The following is a 16,228-nucleotide window of genomic DNA, read 5'->3' on the forward strand; positions in this document are numbered from 1 at the left end:
GGCCCGCCTCCCCCGGCTGTCAGCCGGTGATCGCCACCCGTTGCAGCAGCCCCCACGTGAACTCGGCGACCACCTCCCGCCGTACCCCCTCCCCGTCCGGTGCCGTGAAGGCGAGACCCCACCGGGTGGGGGCCGTGCCCTCCAGCGGGCGGGCCGGTGCGAAGGCTCGGGCCGCCTCGTCGACCGTGCAGGACCAGGGGGTGAGGTCGGCGAGGGTGCGCAGGGCCGGTGGCCTGGCTCCCGGGGCGCGGACGAGCCATTCGTTCCAGACCGCGCCGTTCGGGGCCAGCAGCACCTCGAAGCGCAGGTCGGGCCAGAGCGGGACCGGCCACAGCCGGGCCTCGCACTCCAGGTCGCCGATCCTGCGGGACGCGGTGGACTCGGGCGGGCCCAGGATCGAGCGGTACCGGGCGGCCGACCCACGCCCACGCGGTGAGCGGACCATCGCCTGCCAGCGCTTGTTCGCCTCACGCATCTCGGCCAGGGAGACGCCCAGCTCCCGGCGGGCGTCCTCCACCAGGTCCGGATGGTGGTCGGCCATGCGGCGCAGCAGCACCAGCTGGAAGTGGAGCGGAGTGAAGGCACCGGTGCTAGCGGGGGGCTTTCCTGAGGGCATGCGTTCCATCGTCGCCGATCGGGCGGCGGCCGTCGGGAAGGAAGAGGACGGAGTTGACGTACCGCGGGCCCGGGAAGGGCAGGACCCGGCGCAGCAGGCCCTGGGCCGCCACGTACGAGGTCTCCGCCTGGTGGTCCTCCAGCGGGAAGCGGCTCAGGGGCACCCAGTTGCCGCCGGGCAGCACCCAGCCGTCGTAGCCGAGCATCGACAGATACGTCACCACCGGGGCGATCGGCTGGATACGGGACTCCAGCTCGATGAACAGCGCGGGCCGGTCGCGCGCCAGGATGCCGGTCGCGCCGCGCAGCACCGCGAGCTCGCTGCCGTCCACGTCGACCTTCACGAACCCGACGTCCTTGAGGCCGAGTTCGTCGAGGGTGACGCAGCCGACGCGCAGCGCCTGTCCGTGGATGTCGCGGCGGACGAGGGATGACACCCCCCGGTCGCCCGCGTCGTGCGGGGGCAGCCAGAGCCGGGCCGTACCGGGGCGCTCGGCCGCGGCGGCCTGCACGACCCGGACGTTGGGAGGGGCCGTCGCCGCGAGGAGCCGCGCCAGGTGGGGGACCGGTTCCACGGTCACCACCCGCCGTGCCCGTCCGGCCAGCCGCCGCGTCCACGGGCCGTACCACCCGCCGACGTCCACGGCCGTCCCGCATCCGGCCGGGCACAGCTCGGGCAGCCGCGCCAGCTCCGGCTCGAAGCGCGGGTAGACGGCCCGGGCGACGGCGGCGACCAGCCGGGTGGGCAGCAGCGGGGCGATCCTCGTGGCCAGCGTCATGAGGTCATCCGCTTGAGGAGTTCCTCGTGCTCGTCGTCGGAGACCTGCTCCCCGGAGGCCGGCAGCAACTGCGGGATGCCGTCGATGATCGGGTAGCGGCGGTGCAGGCGCGGGTTGTACAGGGCGTCCGGCACGACGAGATGCAGCGGCCCCTTGTCGAGGGGGCACGCCAGGATCTGCAGCAGCGGGTCGTCGGGTTTCATGGTGGTGTCAACTCCTTGGCACCGATGGAGGGTTGCGGAGACTGCTCGGGGCGCTCGGGGCGGCGGTCGTGCCGCGGCATCGACATCAGCACGCTCAGGGCGAGCGCCGTACCCGCGACCCGCAGCGTCAGCCGCAGCGGGTCCTCGGGCAGCGCCTCGCCGAACGACAGCGTGCCGAGCACGGCCGTGTACAGACAGGTCACCGTCGTGCACACCGGCACGATCAGCGAGGCCCGGCAGCGCTGCAGCGCCGCCTGCGACATGACCAACCCGAACGCGCCGGTGAAGAGGAGGAGATACGGGTACGGGGAGCGCAGCAGGTCCAGTACGGCGCCCCCCAGCCCGCTCGTCGTCAGATAGCCGGACACGCCCTTGATGGCCAGCGAGCTCACCCCGTACAGCAGCCCCACCGCCACGCCGTACTCGACACCGGTCGTCGGCAGCCGGTGCCGGTGCCGGGCCCTGCGCTCGGCGGAGTTGTACAGCCACACGCCCGCCGCCAGCGACGGCACGCACACCAGCAGGATGAGCGGGTACGGCGCGGTCCGGCTGACCGTCTCCCCTCCGTCGGGTCCTTCCCGCAGCGACAGCACGACCATCAGCAGGGCGGCGAGGATCGCGCCGAGCGCGTACCGCTCCCGCCCGCTGGTCTCCTCGCCCAGCAGCCGCGCGGAGAGCAGCACCAGCAGGACGAGGCCGGAGACGAAGATGCCCTGGGCGGCGGCGATCGGCAGGGTGCGGTAGACCACGAGCTGGGCCCCGAAGCCGGCGGCGAGGGAGAGGGAGCCGCCGATCCACAGCGGGCTGCCGAGCACCAGCCGCAGCAGCCGCGCGGGTTGCCGGATGCTCACCTGCGGAAGTGCGGTGAGCGCCCGTTTCTCCAGGACGAAACCGAGGCTGTACAGGGTGTTCGCCATCAGGGCCGCGGCCACTCCCCACCACATGGCTACGTCCTCCGGGCATGCAGCAGCAGGATCGAGGCGAGGGGCGGCCGGGCACAGGCCAGCCGGTCGATCGGCCGCAGCGGACGCGGTACGCCGTGGAAGGGCGCGCCCGCGAGGCGTACGACCTCGAAGCCGGACGCGGCGACGAACTCCCGCAGCGCACGGGCGGTGTAGAGCCGCAGATGCCCTACGACCTCCCGCCCCGGCCGGCCGTGGATCGCCCGCAGACTGACCTCCGAGAACACCGGCTGCACCCCGGCCAGCAGCAGGGCGCGGTTGTACCAGGCGGCCAGGTTCGGAGTGGAGAGCATCAGGTGGCCGCCGGGGCGCAGCACCCGGCGGATCTCGTCCAGGGCGGCGTCCGGGTCGACGAGATGCTCGACGACCTCGCTGAACAGCACGGCGTCGGCGGATCCGGCCCGCAACGGCAGTCCGCCGTCGGTGAGTTCACCGCGCACGGCGTACGGGATCCGGGTGCGGGCCCGGCGCAGGGCGTCCTGGGACCAGTCGACGCCGATGATGCGGTGGCCGGGCAGCAGGGGGGCGGCGGTGGCCGCGGCGGTGCCGTCGCCGCAGCCGATGTCGAGGATCGTGCGGGGCCGGTCGCCGGCCGGTCCCAGGGCCTCGGCGAGCATGCGGGCCTGGCGGCGGCTGCGGGGGGTGCCGGAGGCGACGGGGACGGCGGGGTTCTCGTAGAAGTCGCGGAGGTCCTTCGGGGGCGGGGTCGCGGTCGTCGTCACGCGGTCACCTCCGTGGCGTGCAGGTAGTGCTCGAAGAGGTCCCGCAGATGGGCGCCGTCGCCGTGGCTGAGCAGGGCCCGTGACCAGCGCAGGGCGAGGTGGAGGCGGCCGGCGGTCGAGGCGGTGGTGACGGTCAGGCCGCGCGGCATCCGGGCGGGCGCCGAGAACCACACGGCGTGCGCGCGGCCGGCCTCCTCGCCGAAGTCCAGGGCGTAGGGGATACGGCCGATGTTGCTGAGCAGGGTCGTGGAGGTCCAGGGCGCGGCGGCTCTGCGCAGACCGCGGGTGAGGGCGGCGCGGACGGCGACGGGGGCCCATGGGGTGGCGAGGAGGGAGGCGCCGTGGCCGAGCTGGGGGCGGGGGAGGGACTTGAGCGCGCGGGTGCGGGTGGCGGTGCGGCGCAGCAGGTCCGGCATGTCGGCGGGGGCGTGGGCTGCCAACTCCTCGGGCGTGAAGGGGACTTCGACCAGTCGGGTGCCGTTGCCGATGGGCATGGTGGCGTCCCGGGGGCGGTCGTCCACGGGCATGGTGATGCGCAGGGGGCGGGGGCGGACGCCGTGTTCCCTGTTCCAGTGGGCGATGGTCAGGGCTGTGGTGACCATGAGCTGGTCGTTGACCGTGTAGGGGGAGCCCTTGGGGCGGTGCGGGAGGGGGAGTTCGGTGACGAGCATCCCGTTGCCCGGGGAGGGTTCGGGGGTGCCGGGGGCCACCCGGGCGGGGGGTGACCAGTTGGACGGGGTCTGGTCGGCCTGCGGTGGGGCTTGCGCCGTCCGGACGGGGGTCACCCGGGCGGGGGAGTTGTCCCGGCCGCCGTAGAGCTCGGCGGCGGTGGCGAGGACGCGGAGGCAGGCGGGGCCGTCGAGGGCGGTGTGGTTGATGGTGAGGAAGAGAACGGTGCCGTGTGACGTGCGGGGCTGCGGACCGTCGGCTCCGCGCAGCCGTACACCTACGGCATCGGTCGCCTCGCTGCCCTCGACCGGCCCCGCCCCCTCCACCGCCTCCAGCCTGATCGGCGGCGAAAGAGACAACGGCGGCGCCTCCGTGAGCGCCCGGGTCCGCGCATCCCGCAACGCGTCCCGCCCCGGCGCCAGGAAGCTCACCACCTCCACGTCCGGCTCCGCCGTCAGCTCCCACTCGTACCGGCGCCGGTACCACCGCCCCGGCGCCTCCCGCATCAGAATCCGGGGATGCCGGCGCAACGCCTGCGCGAAGGCGGTGCGCAGCCGCCCCTGGTCCAGCCGTCCCGGGAGGTGGACCTCGATATGAACCGTCTCCGGTTCCTCCTCCTGGAGGCAGTGCCGGGCGACCTCGTCCACGACGGGGAAGGGGATACGGGCCGGTGGCCGCAGCGGGCCCTCGGCGCGTGCGGGCTGCTGGAGTGCGGTCATGTGGCCTCGCCCTTCCCGGTGTCGTCGGCGTCCTCAGGACGGGTCGCCCGGAACCGCGGTTTGCGCGGCGCGATGCGTGCCGTCGTCGGATCGGGGTCCGGCCCGCCGGGCCCGCGCGCGGAGACGGTCGGCCCGGAGGCGCCGGGCGACTCGTCACCCAACGGACTGCGCCCCCGCTCCCGCTGCGGCAAGGGCGGCGCCGACGCGTCCGACGAGACCGCCCCGGAGCCCGAACCACCGACCCCGGCGACTGGCGGCACCACAGCGCCGGATCCGCCCGGTGCTCCGGAGCTGGGTGGAGGGCTGCCGGGTTCTGCTGGTCCGGTCGGGAACCCGCTCGGTTCTGCCGGTCCGGCCGGGGATCCACCAGACCCTGCCGGCCCGGTCGCGAATTCGGCGGGTGCTCTCGGTCCGGCCGTGGGCTCCCCCGGCCTTTCGGTGCCCGGCGCCGCCTCCGGCTCCCGGACCCCCACCACCGCGGCGAACAGCCCGATCAACGCCAGTAGTTGAGCCGCCGGTCCGAAGGCGCCCTCTTGCGCTCCCACCGGCTCTCCGGCTCCGAGAGCCGCGGCGACTCCCGCCCCGGCGAGGGCCGCGAGCGCGAGCGGCACCAGCAGTGCGTGCCTCCGCCACGCCACCACCGCCAGCGCCGGCACCAGCAGCGCGAACCAGCCGGCGATCAGCACGCCCACCACCGTCACGGCCACCGTGCCCAGCCACAGCCCCGGCAGCGGCGGAGCGGGCTGCGGCTCGTCGGGGTTCGGGGCTCGGCGGCGCCACAGCGCCAGTCCGGCCAGCAGCGCGAGCCCGACCGCGCTGCCGATCAGCCCGCCCTCGTAGGTCACCGCCGGCTCGTACGACAGCTCGACCGTGCCGCCGGCGCCCGCCGGGACGCGCCAGCCCTGCTGCCAGCCGTCCAGCCGCACCGGCGTCAGTTCCTTGCCGTTCAGCGTGGCGCGCCAGCCGTCGTTGAAGTTCTCGTACATCGTCAGGTAGCTCGCCGCCCCCGAGCCGACGCTCAGCGCGCGCCGGTCGCCGAGCCAGTCCCGTATGTCCAGATCACGTGGGGCGGCCGCGGCCTCGCCCACCGTGCCGCGCGTGAGCGTGACGTCGGTGAGGGCGAGCGGTCCGGCGTCACCGGCCTCGACCGAGTGGTCCCCGGCGGGCAGGCGCAACTCGGTGTCGTCCCGGCCCTGCTGACAGAGCGTCACAGCCACCTGGCGCCGCTCCACCAGGTCGCGGACCGTCCCCTTCACGCTCGTGCGGTACAGCTCGCCGTCCACCGACACCACCGGCCCCTGCCCGCACGGCAGCGAGAACGGCCGCGACCCCTTCGGCTGCGGGGTGCGGTACTGGTCGAGGGCCGGCAGATAGGCCTCCGTCAGGCCCACCGGCAGTTGCAGGTCCTCGCCCACCATGGGGTTGTAGAGGGTCAGCGGGGCCGTGTCGGTGATGGTGATGTCGAGCCGGTCGGTCGTGATGGGCGGGAAGCGCACCCAGCCGTTCTCGTCGACCCCGGCGATCACCGCACCGTCCGGCGAGCTGATGTGCACCTCGGTCGGGCGGGTGGACAGCCCCCCGGCCGGCGCCAGCACCAGTTCCCCGACCGCCTGCTTGCCCGGCCAGCGCAGATGGATCGTCGGCCGGTCGCCCCCGATCCACGCCGTGGTCAGGTCGCCGTCGGTCAGGTTGCGCGGCGACAGCCCCGCGCCCAGCCGGGCCGTGGAGTCGGCGGTCGCCTCGATCCGGTTCCGCTGGTCCGGCGCCACCTCGTACAGCAGCTTGTCCAGCTCCTCGCCCGCCACCGGCACGGCACTGGCCCGCACCTGGTACGTCCCCGCGCCGGAGGTCGAAAAGCGCCGGTGCAGTCCGGCCTCGGTACCCGTCGGCGACAGACCGGTCGGGTCGGCCGCCCGGGACAGGGAGACGATCTCGGCGTCGGCTCCGGAGCCCTCGGCGTCGGTGGGCAGCCGCAGCAGCCGGGTCACCTGCACGTCCGGCAGCGCGATCTCGGAGAAGCCCGCCCCGGTCAGACCCGTCCGCCGGGACACCGAGTCGGTGATCGTCAGCTTCATCCAACTCGTCTCGCCCGCAGGCGCCTTCACCGACTGCGCCGTACCGTCCGGGCGCAGGAACGAACTCACCGCCCCCTTCTCCGTCTCCACCCGCACCCGCGTCGGCGCCTCCCGCACGCCCTCCTGCGGCAGCGGCGCCACCTCGAACGACGACGGCATGTCGTACGACCCGCCCGCGAAGGCGATCCGCAGCCACTCACCGTCCGGCGAGCCCTCCGAGCCCTCGGTCCACGCCGTGTCCGGGTTGCCGTCGAAGGCGTTCACCGGGTCGAACTGCGGCAGATGGAACAGCCAGCTTCCGTACGAGGACGCCGTCACCGACCGCGCGCCGCGCAGCTCGGCCACCGTCTGGTGGTCGCGGCCGGCGGTGGGCAGGATCTGGTGCGGTTTCTCGCCCGCGTCCTGGGCGGCGTCCGGCGCGTTGCGCTCGTCGCGGGTGTACGTGTACGACGTGTTGGCGTTGACCAGCCCGAACCGGGTGTCCGCGCGCCGCAGCCCGTCGCCGACCACCTGCACGGGCGGCGAGCCGAGACCGGGGTGGTTGTCACCGGTCAGCACCGTCGCCCGGCCGCGCAGGTCGGACGCCAGCGGCAGCAGCGCCTCCGGGCCGCCGGAGACGACGGCCGTGTCGGCGACCGGCCGCAGCCCGGCCTGGTGCGGGCGCGGCACGTCCTCGCTCACCGGCTGGTAGATCTCCACCGCCCGCTGCCGTGGATACAGCCCCTCCACCTGGAGCGGGGTGCCGGCGGCGATCTGCCCGCCGGTCGTCACCGGCCCGAGGCCCGTCACCCGCTCGTACCCGGACTGTTCCAGGGTCCGCTTCACCGTCGTCGTGGGCACGGAACCGATCTGGTCGGGGTCGAGGTCGTTGCGGACGACGACGTAGTACACCCCCGCCCGGCTGAGGTAATCGGCCAGCCCCGGCACCTGGCCCCCGCTCGTCAGCGCCTGTTCGACGGCGTCCATCGCGCGCCGGTTGCCGGGCGTGCCGAAGGGCACGTAGTCCCGCTGCGCCCAGCGCGAGTCGGCGAGGACGTCGAGGGGCTGGTCGATGGTGGAGCCCCAGGTGTAGATGCCGTGCGCGGTGGCCGGGACGACGAGGGCGCGGGCGTCGGGGGAGTACTTCTTCATCCAGTCGGCCGTGGCCTGCCAGTACTTGGGCAGCTCCTTGAAGGAACCCGAGGTGAGGATCGAGCCGTTGAGATACGGCCACATCAGCCCGGGCAGCACCAGTACGGCCACGACCAGCGGCGCGAACCGCCGCCCCCGCACCGGCCGCGCCCCGCGCGCCTCGGCCGCCACGCCCGCCAGATGGGCGATCCCCAGCACCAGGGCGAGCGCGAGCCCGGTCTGGAACTTGTAGATGTTCCGGAAGGGGACGAGCCCGCCGTCCAGCCAGTCCTGCACCACCCCGTGGAAGGGCGCCCCGAACCTCCCGCCGTACCCGGCGAGCAGAATCAGCGCGACCGTCACCACGGTCAGCACCAGCCACCGCCGCTCCGGCATGTCCCGCCGCGCCAGCCCCGCGAGCCCCAGTCCGGCCGCGAGCGCCGAGCAGACGATCACGATCGCCGAGGAGGCGACGGTCCATCCGGCCGGCAGCCAGGCGTCCCCGAAGTGCAGATAGGCGACCCAGTTCCCGGCCCCGCGCAGGGCCTCCGTCGCCGCCATGGTCTCGGTCGTGGTCTGCGAACTCTCCACGTACGGAAGGAAGTTCTCGCCGTACGCGCCGAGCAGCAGCAGTGGGATCACCCACCAGGCGGTCGCCAGCACGACCCCCGGCACCCACCACGCGATCAGCTTCCGCTGTCGCGGCCCGGGCGGCCGGGACAGCAGATACAGCCCGACCGGCAGCAGCGAGGCAAGCGTCGAGGCGGCGTTGACGCCCCCCATGAAGGGGATGATCAGCGCCGACCGCAGCGCGGCGACCCGCGCGGCGTACCGCTCATTGGTCAGCGGCAGCAGCACCCACGGCAGAAACGCGCCCGGCAGCGCGGCGGCCGACGTGGACCCGACGACGATGGTGAAGACGGGCCACAGGGCGTAGGCGACGGCCGCCACCAGCCGTGACCCCCCGCTCCCCACCCGCAGCCGCTCAGCCAGCCGCAGCGCACCCCAGAAGGCCACCGACACGATCAGCGACAGCCACAGCCGCTCCGCCAGCCACACCGGCAGCCGTACGACATCGGCCAGCCAGTAGAACGGCAGCATCGGCCACAGATAGCCCGAGTACTGGTTCTGGATCCCGCCGAAGCTGCCCTCGTCGGACCACAACTGCCCGAGATCGGCGAAGAACTGCCCGGGATCGACGGTCACACCCAGCTTGGTGTCGAAGGTCTGCCGCCCCGGCTGCACCGCCAGCAGCAGCACGAACACCACGGCCCAGAACCCCAGCAGCCAGCGCCGCGACCGCGGCCCCTCCGGCGGGCCGGAGGCGGGCGCGGAGGTGGGCACGGCTGCCGGGGGAGGAGCCTGGACCGTGGTCGTCGTCATGGTGGACACCGCCTGAGGATGAGGAGGAGGTTCCAGGTGGCGAACTCGCGCAGGCCGGGCACCTTCACAACGCCCTCCGCGAGGAACGGCCAGTAGCGGGAGCGCGCCGAGACGACCGCCACGTCGTCACGGGCGCGGACCTGCCGCAGGGTGGTGCCGATGTGCACGGCGAAGAGGTTCTCGCCGAGGGTGTGCTTGGCGTCCCGTCCGGTCCGCCGCCGATAGCGCGCACGGGCCCGCTCGGCACCGAGGTAGTGCCAGGGGGCCCACTCGTGGCCGCCCCACGGGGACAGCCAGTTGGTGAACGACACATAGATCAGCCCACCGGGCCGGGTCACCCGGGCCAACTCGCTCAGGAAGGTCTGCGGATCGGCCACGTGCTCCAGCACATTGGAGGAGAACGTGACGTCGGCGACCCCGTCCCGCAGCGGCAGCAGATACCCGTCGGCGACAACGGCCGCCTCGGGCGGCTTCTCACCGAGCTCGCTCACATCCGGCTCGAAGAGAAACGCCTGCGCATCGCGACGCCGGAACTCCTCGGTGAAGTACCCGCCCCCACCACCGACGTCCACGACGGTACGCCCGGCGACGGGCCCGCCGTAGGCCTCGACCTGGTCGGCGGCGTCACGGGCGAGAAGGGAGTAGCAGTACTCGGGATCGTCCTGTTCGTGCAGGAAGGCCCGGAAGAGGGTGAGGGAGCGACGGAGAGACGGATCCTTGAAACTCCGCGGCGGTGATGCCGAGTAGGGGCGCGGGGAACTGCGCGACCAGCCCCCACCAACCGGCACTCGCGAAACAACCGAACCACCCCGGCGTTTAGGCGCCACGACGCACCGCTTCCGCCGCGACCGCCCGAAACTGTCTCACCGTCCGATCCCAGCGATAACCCGCCGCCCGGTCCCGGGCCGCCTTGCCCATCAGCTCCCGCCGATGCCCCGACAGCGCCAGCGTGCACCACGCGGCCGCGAACGACGATTCCCCGCGCGCGAGCACCCCCGTCTCCCCGTCCACGACGGAATCCCGAAGCCCGGGCACATCAAAGGCGACGGTCGGCGTCTCCCGGGTCGCGGCCTCGGTGACGACGAGCCCCCACCCCTCCACTGCGGACGGATGCAGCAACAGCCACGCCGCACACAGCAGCCGGTGCTTCTCCGCCTCGGAGACGTGTCCCGTGAACTCGACGCCGGGACCGGCGAGCGCCTCCAACCTCCCGCGCTCGGGCCCGTCCCCGACGATCAGCAGCCGGCCGCCGGTGACCGGCCGCACCCGCTCCCACAACCGCAGCAGCAGATCGATCCGCTTGTACTCGACGAGCCGCCCGACGGCGACGAACAGCGGCTCGTCCGACCGCTCGGCCCGTGGACCGGGCTCCTCGACGCCGTTGTGGACGATCCGAATACGATCTCGTTCGACCCCGATCGCCCGCAGCGCGTGCGCGGTGGACGGAGAGACGGCGACCAGCAGCCCCCGATGCTGCGCACCGGTCAACGCCCAGTGCTCCAGTCTTCGGCCAAGCCGAGCCGCAGGCGCCAACGCCCCGCCGAGACGCATCTGCCACAGATCGGTGTGCACATGGTTGACCAGGCACAACGTCGGCCCGCGATGCCACATGGGGGCGAAGTACGGCACCCCGTTGCAGACCTCGACCAGCAGATCGCAGTCGCCGACCTGACGGGCGAAGGCGGATCTCGCGCGCAGATAGTGGTCGTAGGCGCCACCGGCCGACACGACCCGGTAGTCGCGGTAGGCCGCGGGACCCCCGCACAGCAGGGTCACCTGGTGGCCGAGTCGGGTGAGGCCGTCGGCGAGGCGGTCGACCAGCAGCTCGGAGCCGCCGGCGGAACGGTTGCCCAGGTCACGATGGGCGAGAAAAACGATTCGGCGCGGATGTGGGGGGTGCGCCGGGGAGTGCTGCGGCGCCGGGGGGAGACTGGCGCGCAGCGGGGATGGCACGTGCTGGGGCATGGGTGCTCCAACTCGTCTCAGGGTGCGGAACACAGTGTGGGGGAGGGAGGGTTTGGGTTCCTGTGGGGGATTCGAAGGTTCCTTGGCTGGATTCGGTCGTCTTGCGTGAGGTGTGGACAGGCTGTGTCCGGGTGGGGTTGGACAGTTTTCGCCCCGCCGTTCGCCACGGCTACTCACCGGCGTGACAATTTCCGGCTTTGTTAGAGCTGACGTCACGTCACATTGTGAGTGAGGGCTGGGGCATCTCGGACGTACCGGGAGATTCCGGCTGCTTTCGGCCTCGCACCACCAAAACGCCACCCACCACCGCAAGCACGAATCCCGCACCGGCGGCCCCGATCGGCAGGATTTCACCCACCAGTCGCAGCAGCCCGCTGTCCCGCTTCGCCTGCCGCACGGCCTCCTTCTGCGTGGCCGTGGTGAACGCGATCTTCTCGCTGTCCAGCAGCACCGCCGCGTCCTTGTCGCCGCCGGGCGCCCGCAGGGTGCGGCGCGGGCCGGTCTGGGCGTAGATCACCCGGCCGGTGCGCTGGTCCACGACCAGCTTGAACCCGTGGTTGGAGTACCACTCCTCGGCCAGCACCTGCGGGCGGTTCGGCTGGTCGACGAGGGTGCCGGGGACGAGCCGGGTGCCGACCTTGCGGGGCGCGACCGTGGCGGTGAACCGGTAGCCCCGGTAGCCCTGGACCTTCTCGGTGCCGTCGTAGCGCATGGTGACCGTGGTCCCGCCGGTGTTGTCCCACCACTGGTAGGAGCGTTTCTGCACGTCAAAGGGGAACTTCAGATAGGCCTCGCCCTCGATGTACGGCTTTTCGCCACAGCAGTGCACCGGCCGGGTGGTCCTGCGGTCCATCACCCAGCGGTGCGGGGCGAAGTCCAGCGCGTCGTGCGGATCGGCGGCCGGCAGCGACTTGTCGGTGTCGACGGTGGTGATCACGTCCCACACGGCGTCGCCGCTGCGCTCGCTCGCCGCGACGTCGCCGCGCACCCGCTGGGTGACGGTGATCGTCTGGTCCGGCACGGTCTCGATCTTCTCGGTGTCGAAGACACTCCCGGTGCCTTTGTAAACGGCTGTGGTGTCGATGTCGATCGGGTTCACGGCGGCACGCGGGGCCACGTACCAGGCGAGCATGGGCGCCAGTACCAGCAGAAATGTGCCGAGGCCCAGCAGGATCAGCGAAAGGGGAGAGGCTGTACGGCGCATCCGGCACTCCTGGGGGGTTGACGCATGGTCGAGGCATACTCGGTGCACGGTCGTTGCCTGGCCGTTCTTGGGCCGGGAACCGTAGGCGCCCATTGACGGAGTGTCAATGTCTTGACGGGCTGACACGGCTTGTCGAGACTGGGCCCACAGGCAGGGGTCGGGCAGGCGACACCGGGGTGGGGACGACCTCCGGACAGAGAGGCTGACCCTGCGATGCCCAGACCGCTCGCCGCCGTGCTGACCGTCGCGCTCGCCGCCGTACTCGCGGTGGGTGCCGCGCTCGGTGTCGTCGCGCTGCTGGAAGCGACGCCCGACCAGCCGAACACGCCCTTGATCACCTACGAGCAAGCCGGCCAGGGGAGCTGACCGTGGCCGCCACCCGCTCCCCGGCACCCGCCGCCGTGGCCCGCTCGGCCTGGCACGACGTGCCCCGCTACCAGGTCCGCCGCTTCGCGGAGCTGGCCATGGCCGACGCGCCGAACCTCGCCGAGCAGATCCTGCGCGAGATCCAGCGCGAGTACCCGCATCTGCCGGTCGTCCTGGACGAGTCGGGCGAGCCGATGGCCCTGGTCGGCATCCGGCGCGCGATCGAGGTGTTCGTCCAGCACCTGGAGACCTCGGAGGGCCGCCCGACCGTGCCACCCGGCGTCTTCCAGGAGTTCGGCCGCGGCGAGGGCCTCAACGGCCGCTCCCTCGACTCCCTCCAGGCGATCTACCGGATGGGCGTACGGCTGGCCTGGCGCCGCTTCGCCGAGATCGGGCAGCGCGTCGACATCCCGCCGCCCGCGATGTACGAGCTGGTGGACGCGGGCTACGAGTATCTGGACGGCCTGGTCGATCAGTCGGTGCGCGGCTACGCCGAGGCGGCGGCGCGCCAGGCGGGCGAGCGGCTTCGCCTCCAGCGCCGCCTGATGGAACTGCTGCTCGCCGAACACCACCGGGGCGACCCGGCCGACGCCCTGTCGGAGCGCGCCGCCCGGATCGGCTGGCCGCTGCCCGAGAAGGTCGCGGTGGGCGTGCTGCTGCGCCCGGCGCGGGAGGCGGTGGCCCCGGCCGTGGGGCAGGGGGTGCTGCTGGACCTGGAGTACGAGCGGCCGCGCATGGTCGTGCCCGAGCCGGACGCCGCCGGCCGCCCCGAGCTGCTGCACCGGGCGCTGTGCGGCTGGTCGGGGGCGATCGGGCCCCCGGTGCCGCTGGCCGACGCGGCGAAGTCACTGCGCTGGGCCGAGGCCGCCGTACGCCTGATGGAGCGGCGGCTGCTGCCGGCCGGTGAGGTCCTGTACTGCACCGAGCACACCGAGGCACTGGTCCTGCTCCAGCCCGAGGAGCTGATCGACGATCTGGCGGTGCGGTGTCTGGCGCCGCTGGAGCAGTGCGGGCCCACGCACGGGCGGCGGCTCGCGGAGACGTTGCTGGCGTGGCTGGAGACCAGGGGCGGGGCCCCGGAGGTGGCGGCCCGCCTGGGGGTGCATCCCCAGACGGTCCGCTATCGGCTGCGCCAGCTCCGGGAGCTGTGGGGCGAGGAGATGGACGACCCGGACCGGCGGTTCGAGCTGGAACTGGTGTTGCGGGCCCAGCGGTTGAGGGGGGTGCTCGGCTCTTCAGATGCCGCCAGAAGTCACGGGACATCCACGGGTCGAACTCGGTGATCTGCGCGGCGGAACCGGCCTTCATCAAAAAGCAGCACTGGCCGGTCGGGGTCCAGTCGTAGAAGTCGTCGAGCTCGAAGGTGTGCCCGACCTGGAGGAAGCGTCCGCAGTCGGGCGCGCACTGCGGGGCGCCCCCACGCTCGTGTACGGCCAGGCGTTGTGCCCGCCGCCGTCGCCAGCGCGGTGTGGATCCGGTCGCGCAGGGCGGCGCTGACGGGGGCGTCGGACTCCCGGCGGACGCAGTAGTTGACGCTGCCCCGGTTGGCCATGACCTGGTCCCAGCCGTAGTTGCGGAAGCCGTAGAGGTCGGGGTAGGTCGACTCGACGTGGTTCCAGACCTCGTCGAGGGGCTGGACCAGGTGGGCGGGCGGGTTCCACTGGTCGGCGGCCTGGGCCGGGGCGGCGGTGACGGTGCCGAGCCGGGCTAAGCGGGTGCGCATGGCGAACTCCCTTGGTGGGGGACGGGACTTCACCTCCAGGTTGCCGCCGGGAGACCGGATGTTGCCGCCCCGCAGAGCCCGTCACGCCGCCTGACGGACCGGCTCGGTGTTGCCGTTGCGCCGACGGGTGGACGCGTCGCGCAGCCGCCGCCCTCGTCGCGTCAGCCCCCACGGCTTCAGGACCGAGATCACCGTCATGAACACATACGCCGACAGCGACACGATCGGCCCCATCATCAGGTCACCCGGATCGGGCAGCGGCTCGCCGGCGGCCACGGCGCTGACGGTGGTGCCCAGGCCGGGGCGCAGGGCGAAGGCCGTGGCGGCGGTCGTGGCGAGGGTCAGCCAGAACTTGACGTAGACCCACCGGTGCCGTGCCAGCCCCCACTGTGTGCCCAGGGACAGCACGAGTCCGCTGACCAGCGTGAGGAACGCGACGGGCAGCAGGAGCCAGTCGGCGAACAGCTTCATGGCCCGCACGGACGCCTCCACGGTCACCGCGGACCCGGTCGCGCCCGCGGTGATCGCGAGCGCGAGCAGCCCGACCGTGAGCCCGAGCCAGCTCGCGGAGGCGACGACATGGACGACGAGGGCGGCCCGGCGGGCGGGGCGGCTCAGTTTCTTGGCGGATGCGGAGGACGTAGAAGACATGGACAACACCGTGCCGGGCGCGCGCGGCGAGCACGTCTGACAGCGGGAGTAACCCCGTGTACTGACGTCGGCGTACAAGCCGCGTTCCCCGCAGCCGCCGGCGGGTCTCACGAGTCCGTCATGCGGTCGGCCGGTGGGCGGCCTGGGCGGGACGGGCGCAGGCGAAGGCGGTGGCGAACTGGTCGCGCAGGGGCGCTGCGCAGGGGTGGGGGTCGCGACGCGGTGTGATCGTGTAGATGCCGCGGTTCGGGGGATCGACGAGGTCCACGGTGGTGACATCGGTGCGCAGTGCGCGCGTCAGCACCCCGGGTATCAGCGCGATGGCGTGACCGGTCGCGACCAGCGCCAGCTTGCCGGGCAGGTCGGCCGCGGCGAGGTCGATGCGGGCGCTGACTCCGGCGCGGGCGGCGTGCTGACCAAGGAGCGCTGCCGAGCCGTCGTTGTCCTCGGCCCAGGTCTCGTCGGCCAGCGTCTGTATGCGCACCGGGCCGCACCCAGCCCGTGGATGGTCGACGGGCAGTGCGACGACCATGTCGTCCAGCCCGAGGAACCGGCGCTCGACCCGCGGGTCATCGGGCAGTCCTGGCGGTGCGTCGGTGACGACGGCGATGTCGAGATCACCGGTGATCACGCGGTGGTGCAGTTGGGCGCTCAGACCGGGGAGCAGGCTCCACCGGAGGGATCCGGCTTGCTTCAGCAGGGCCCGGACGGCCTCGGGGACGATCCCCGCGGCAAGAGAGGGCGTCGCGCCGACGGCCAGCGGCCGTCTGAACGCCCCGTCGCCGGCGTCTCGCGCGGCGCGTACGGCGCGGTCGGCCTCGTTGAGGGTGGCCAGAGCGTGGTGCCGGAACACCTCGCCGGCCGGCGTCGGGCGCACACCGCGCGCATGACGCTCCATCAGAGGCACGCCGAGTTGCCGCTCCAGCCCGGCGATCTGCCGGGAGACGGCCGACTGCGTGTGATGGAGCTCGGCGGCCGCCGCCGACAGCGACCCGAGGCGGCACACGGTCACGAAGGTTCGCCACACCGTCAGATCCATGGCGTCAGTATGCGCGTCCGGTATGCGAGTTCCGCAGGGCTGT

Annotated in this window: 15 protein-coding genes; 2 read left to right on the top strand and 13 right to left on the bottom strand. The window is 72.9% G+C overall.

Annotated elements, in window-relative coordinates:
* Nucleotides 1-19: 19 nt before the first annotated feature.
* From IM697_RS09280 to pgfA, 10 genes are all read right to left on the bottom strand, one after another.
* On the bottom strand, nucleotides 20-625 hold the full coding sequence (locus IM697_RS09280; protein ID WP_194046433.1) for a hypothetical protein: 606 nt from the start codon (nucleotides 623-625) through the stop codon (nucleotides 20-22).
* Complete coding sequence (locus IM697_RS09285; protein ID WP_194046435.1) at nucleotides 591-1,394, bottom strand: FkbM family methyltransferase; 804 nt, start codon at nucleotides 1,392-1,394, stop codon at nucleotides 591-593. The genes IM697_RS09280 and IM697_RS09285 overlap by 35 nt, the downstream gene beginning before the upstream one ends.
* Nucleotides 1,391-1,597 (bottom strand): Trm112 family protein, encoded by a 207-nt coding sequence (locus IM697_RS09290; RefSeq protein WP_194046437.1) that lies wholly within the window; start codon nucleotides 1,595-1,597, stop codon nucleotides 1,391-1,393. Before IM697_RS09290 ends, IM697_RS09285 begins: the two co-directional genes overlap by 4 nt.
* The gene (locus IM697_RS09295) at nucleotides 1,594-2,529 is read right to left on the bottom strand and encodes a hypothetical protein (protein ID WP_194049648.1); all 936 of its coding nucleotides are present in this window, start codon (nucleotides 2,527-2,529) and stop codon (nucleotides 1,594-1,596) included. The genes IM697_RS09290 and IM697_RS09295 overlap by 4 nt, the downstream gene beginning before the upstream one ends.
* Nucleotides 2,530-2,543: 14 nt before the next feature.
* Complete coding sequence (locus IM697_RS09300) at nucleotides 2,544-3,281, bottom strand: class I SAM-dependent methyltransferase (protein WP_194046439.1); 738 nt, start codon at nucleotides 3,279-3,281, stop codon at nucleotides 2,544-2,546.
* A complete protein-coding gene (locus IM697_RS09305) occupies nucleotides 3,278-4,669 on the bottom strand; it encodes a condensation protein (RefSeq protein WP_194046441.1) in 1,392 nt (463 codons plus the stop codon). The genes IM697_RS09300 and IM697_RS09305 overlap by 4 nt, the downstream gene beginning before the upstream one ends.
* A complete protein-coding gene (locus IM697_RS09310) occupies nucleotides 4,666-9,237 on the bottom strand; it encodes a DUF3367 domain-containing protein (protein ID WP_194046443.1) in 4,572 nt (1,523 codons plus the stop codon). Before IM697_RS09310 ends, IM697_RS09305 begins: the two co-directional genes overlap by 4 nt.
* A complete protein-coding gene (locus tag IM697_RS09315; RefSeq protein WP_194046445.1) occupies nucleotides 9,234-10,025 on the bottom strand; it encodes a class I SAM-dependent methyltransferase in 792 nt (263 codons plus the stop codon). Before IM697_RS09315 ends, IM697_RS09310 begins: the two co-directional genes overlap by 4 nt.
* Before the next feature lie 28 nt (nucleotides 10,026-10,053).
* Complete coding sequence (locus tag IM697_RS09320; RefSeq protein ID WP_194046447.1) at nucleotides 10,054-11,202, bottom strand: glycosyltransferase family 4 protein; 1,149 nt, start codon at nucleotides 11,200-11,202, stop codon at nucleotides 10,054-10,056.
* Nucleotides 11,203-11,419: 217 nt separating this feature from the next.
* Complete coding sequence (gene pgfA, locus IM697_RS09325; protein WP_194046449.1) at nucleotides 11,420-12,406, bottom strand: cell envelope lipid trafficking protein PgfA; 987 nt, start codon at nucleotides 12,404-12,406, stop codon at nucleotides 11,420-11,422.
* 213 nt (nucleotides 12,407-12,619) lie between these two features.
* Between pgfA and IM697_RS09330 the strand changes: the two genes are divergently transcribed.
* Nucleotides 12,620-12,772 (top strand): hypothetical protein, encoded by a 153-nt coding sequence (locus IM697_RS09330; RefSeq protein WP_194046451.1) that lies wholly within the window; start codon nucleotides 12,620-12,622, stop codon nucleotides 12,770-12,772.
* Nucleotides 12,773-12,774: 2 nt separating this feature from the next.
* On the top strand, nucleotides 12,775-14,055 hold the full coding sequence (locus IM697_RS09335; protein ID WP_194046453.1) for a PucR family transcriptional regulator: 1,281 nt from the start codon (nucleotides 12,775-12,777) through the stop codon (nucleotides 14,053-14,055).
* Here the strand turns inward: IM697_RS09335 and IM697_RS09340 are convergent.
* From IM697_RS09340 to IM697_RS09350, 3 genes are all read right to left on the bottom strand, one after another.
* Nucleotides 14,025-14,495 (bottom strand): hypothetical protein, encoded by a 471-nt coding sequence (locus IM697_RS09340; protein ID WP_228044589.1) that lies wholly within the window; start codon nucleotides 14,493-14,495, stop codon nucleotides 14,025-14,027. The two genes, IM697_RS09335 and IM697_RS09340, sit on opposite strands and share 31 nt — an antisense overlap.
* An 81-nt stretch (nucleotides 14,496-14,576) precedes the next feature.
* Nucleotides 14,577-15,146 carry a DUF2269 domain-containing protein gene (locus tag IM697_RS09345; protein WP_194046455.1) on the bottom strand — a complete coding sequence of 190 codons (570 nt, stop codon included), beginning with the start codon at nucleotides 15,144-15,146 and terminating at the stop codon, nucleotides 14,577-14,579.
* Between the two features lie 118 nt (nucleotides 15,147-15,264).
* Nucleotides 15,265-16,185, bottom strand: coding sequence for a LysR family transcriptional regulator (locus IM697_RS09350; protein ID WP_194046457.1), 921 nt, complete (start codon nucleotides 16,183-16,185; stop codon nucleotides 15,265-15,267).
* Between the last annotated feature and the right edge of the window lie 43 nt (nucleotides 16,186-16,228).

Source organism: Streptomyces ferrugineus (genome assembly GCF_015160855.1).
Classification (GTDB): Bacteria; Actinomycetota; Actinomycetes; order Streptomycetales; family Streptomycetaceae; genus Streptomyces; species Streptomyces ferrugineus.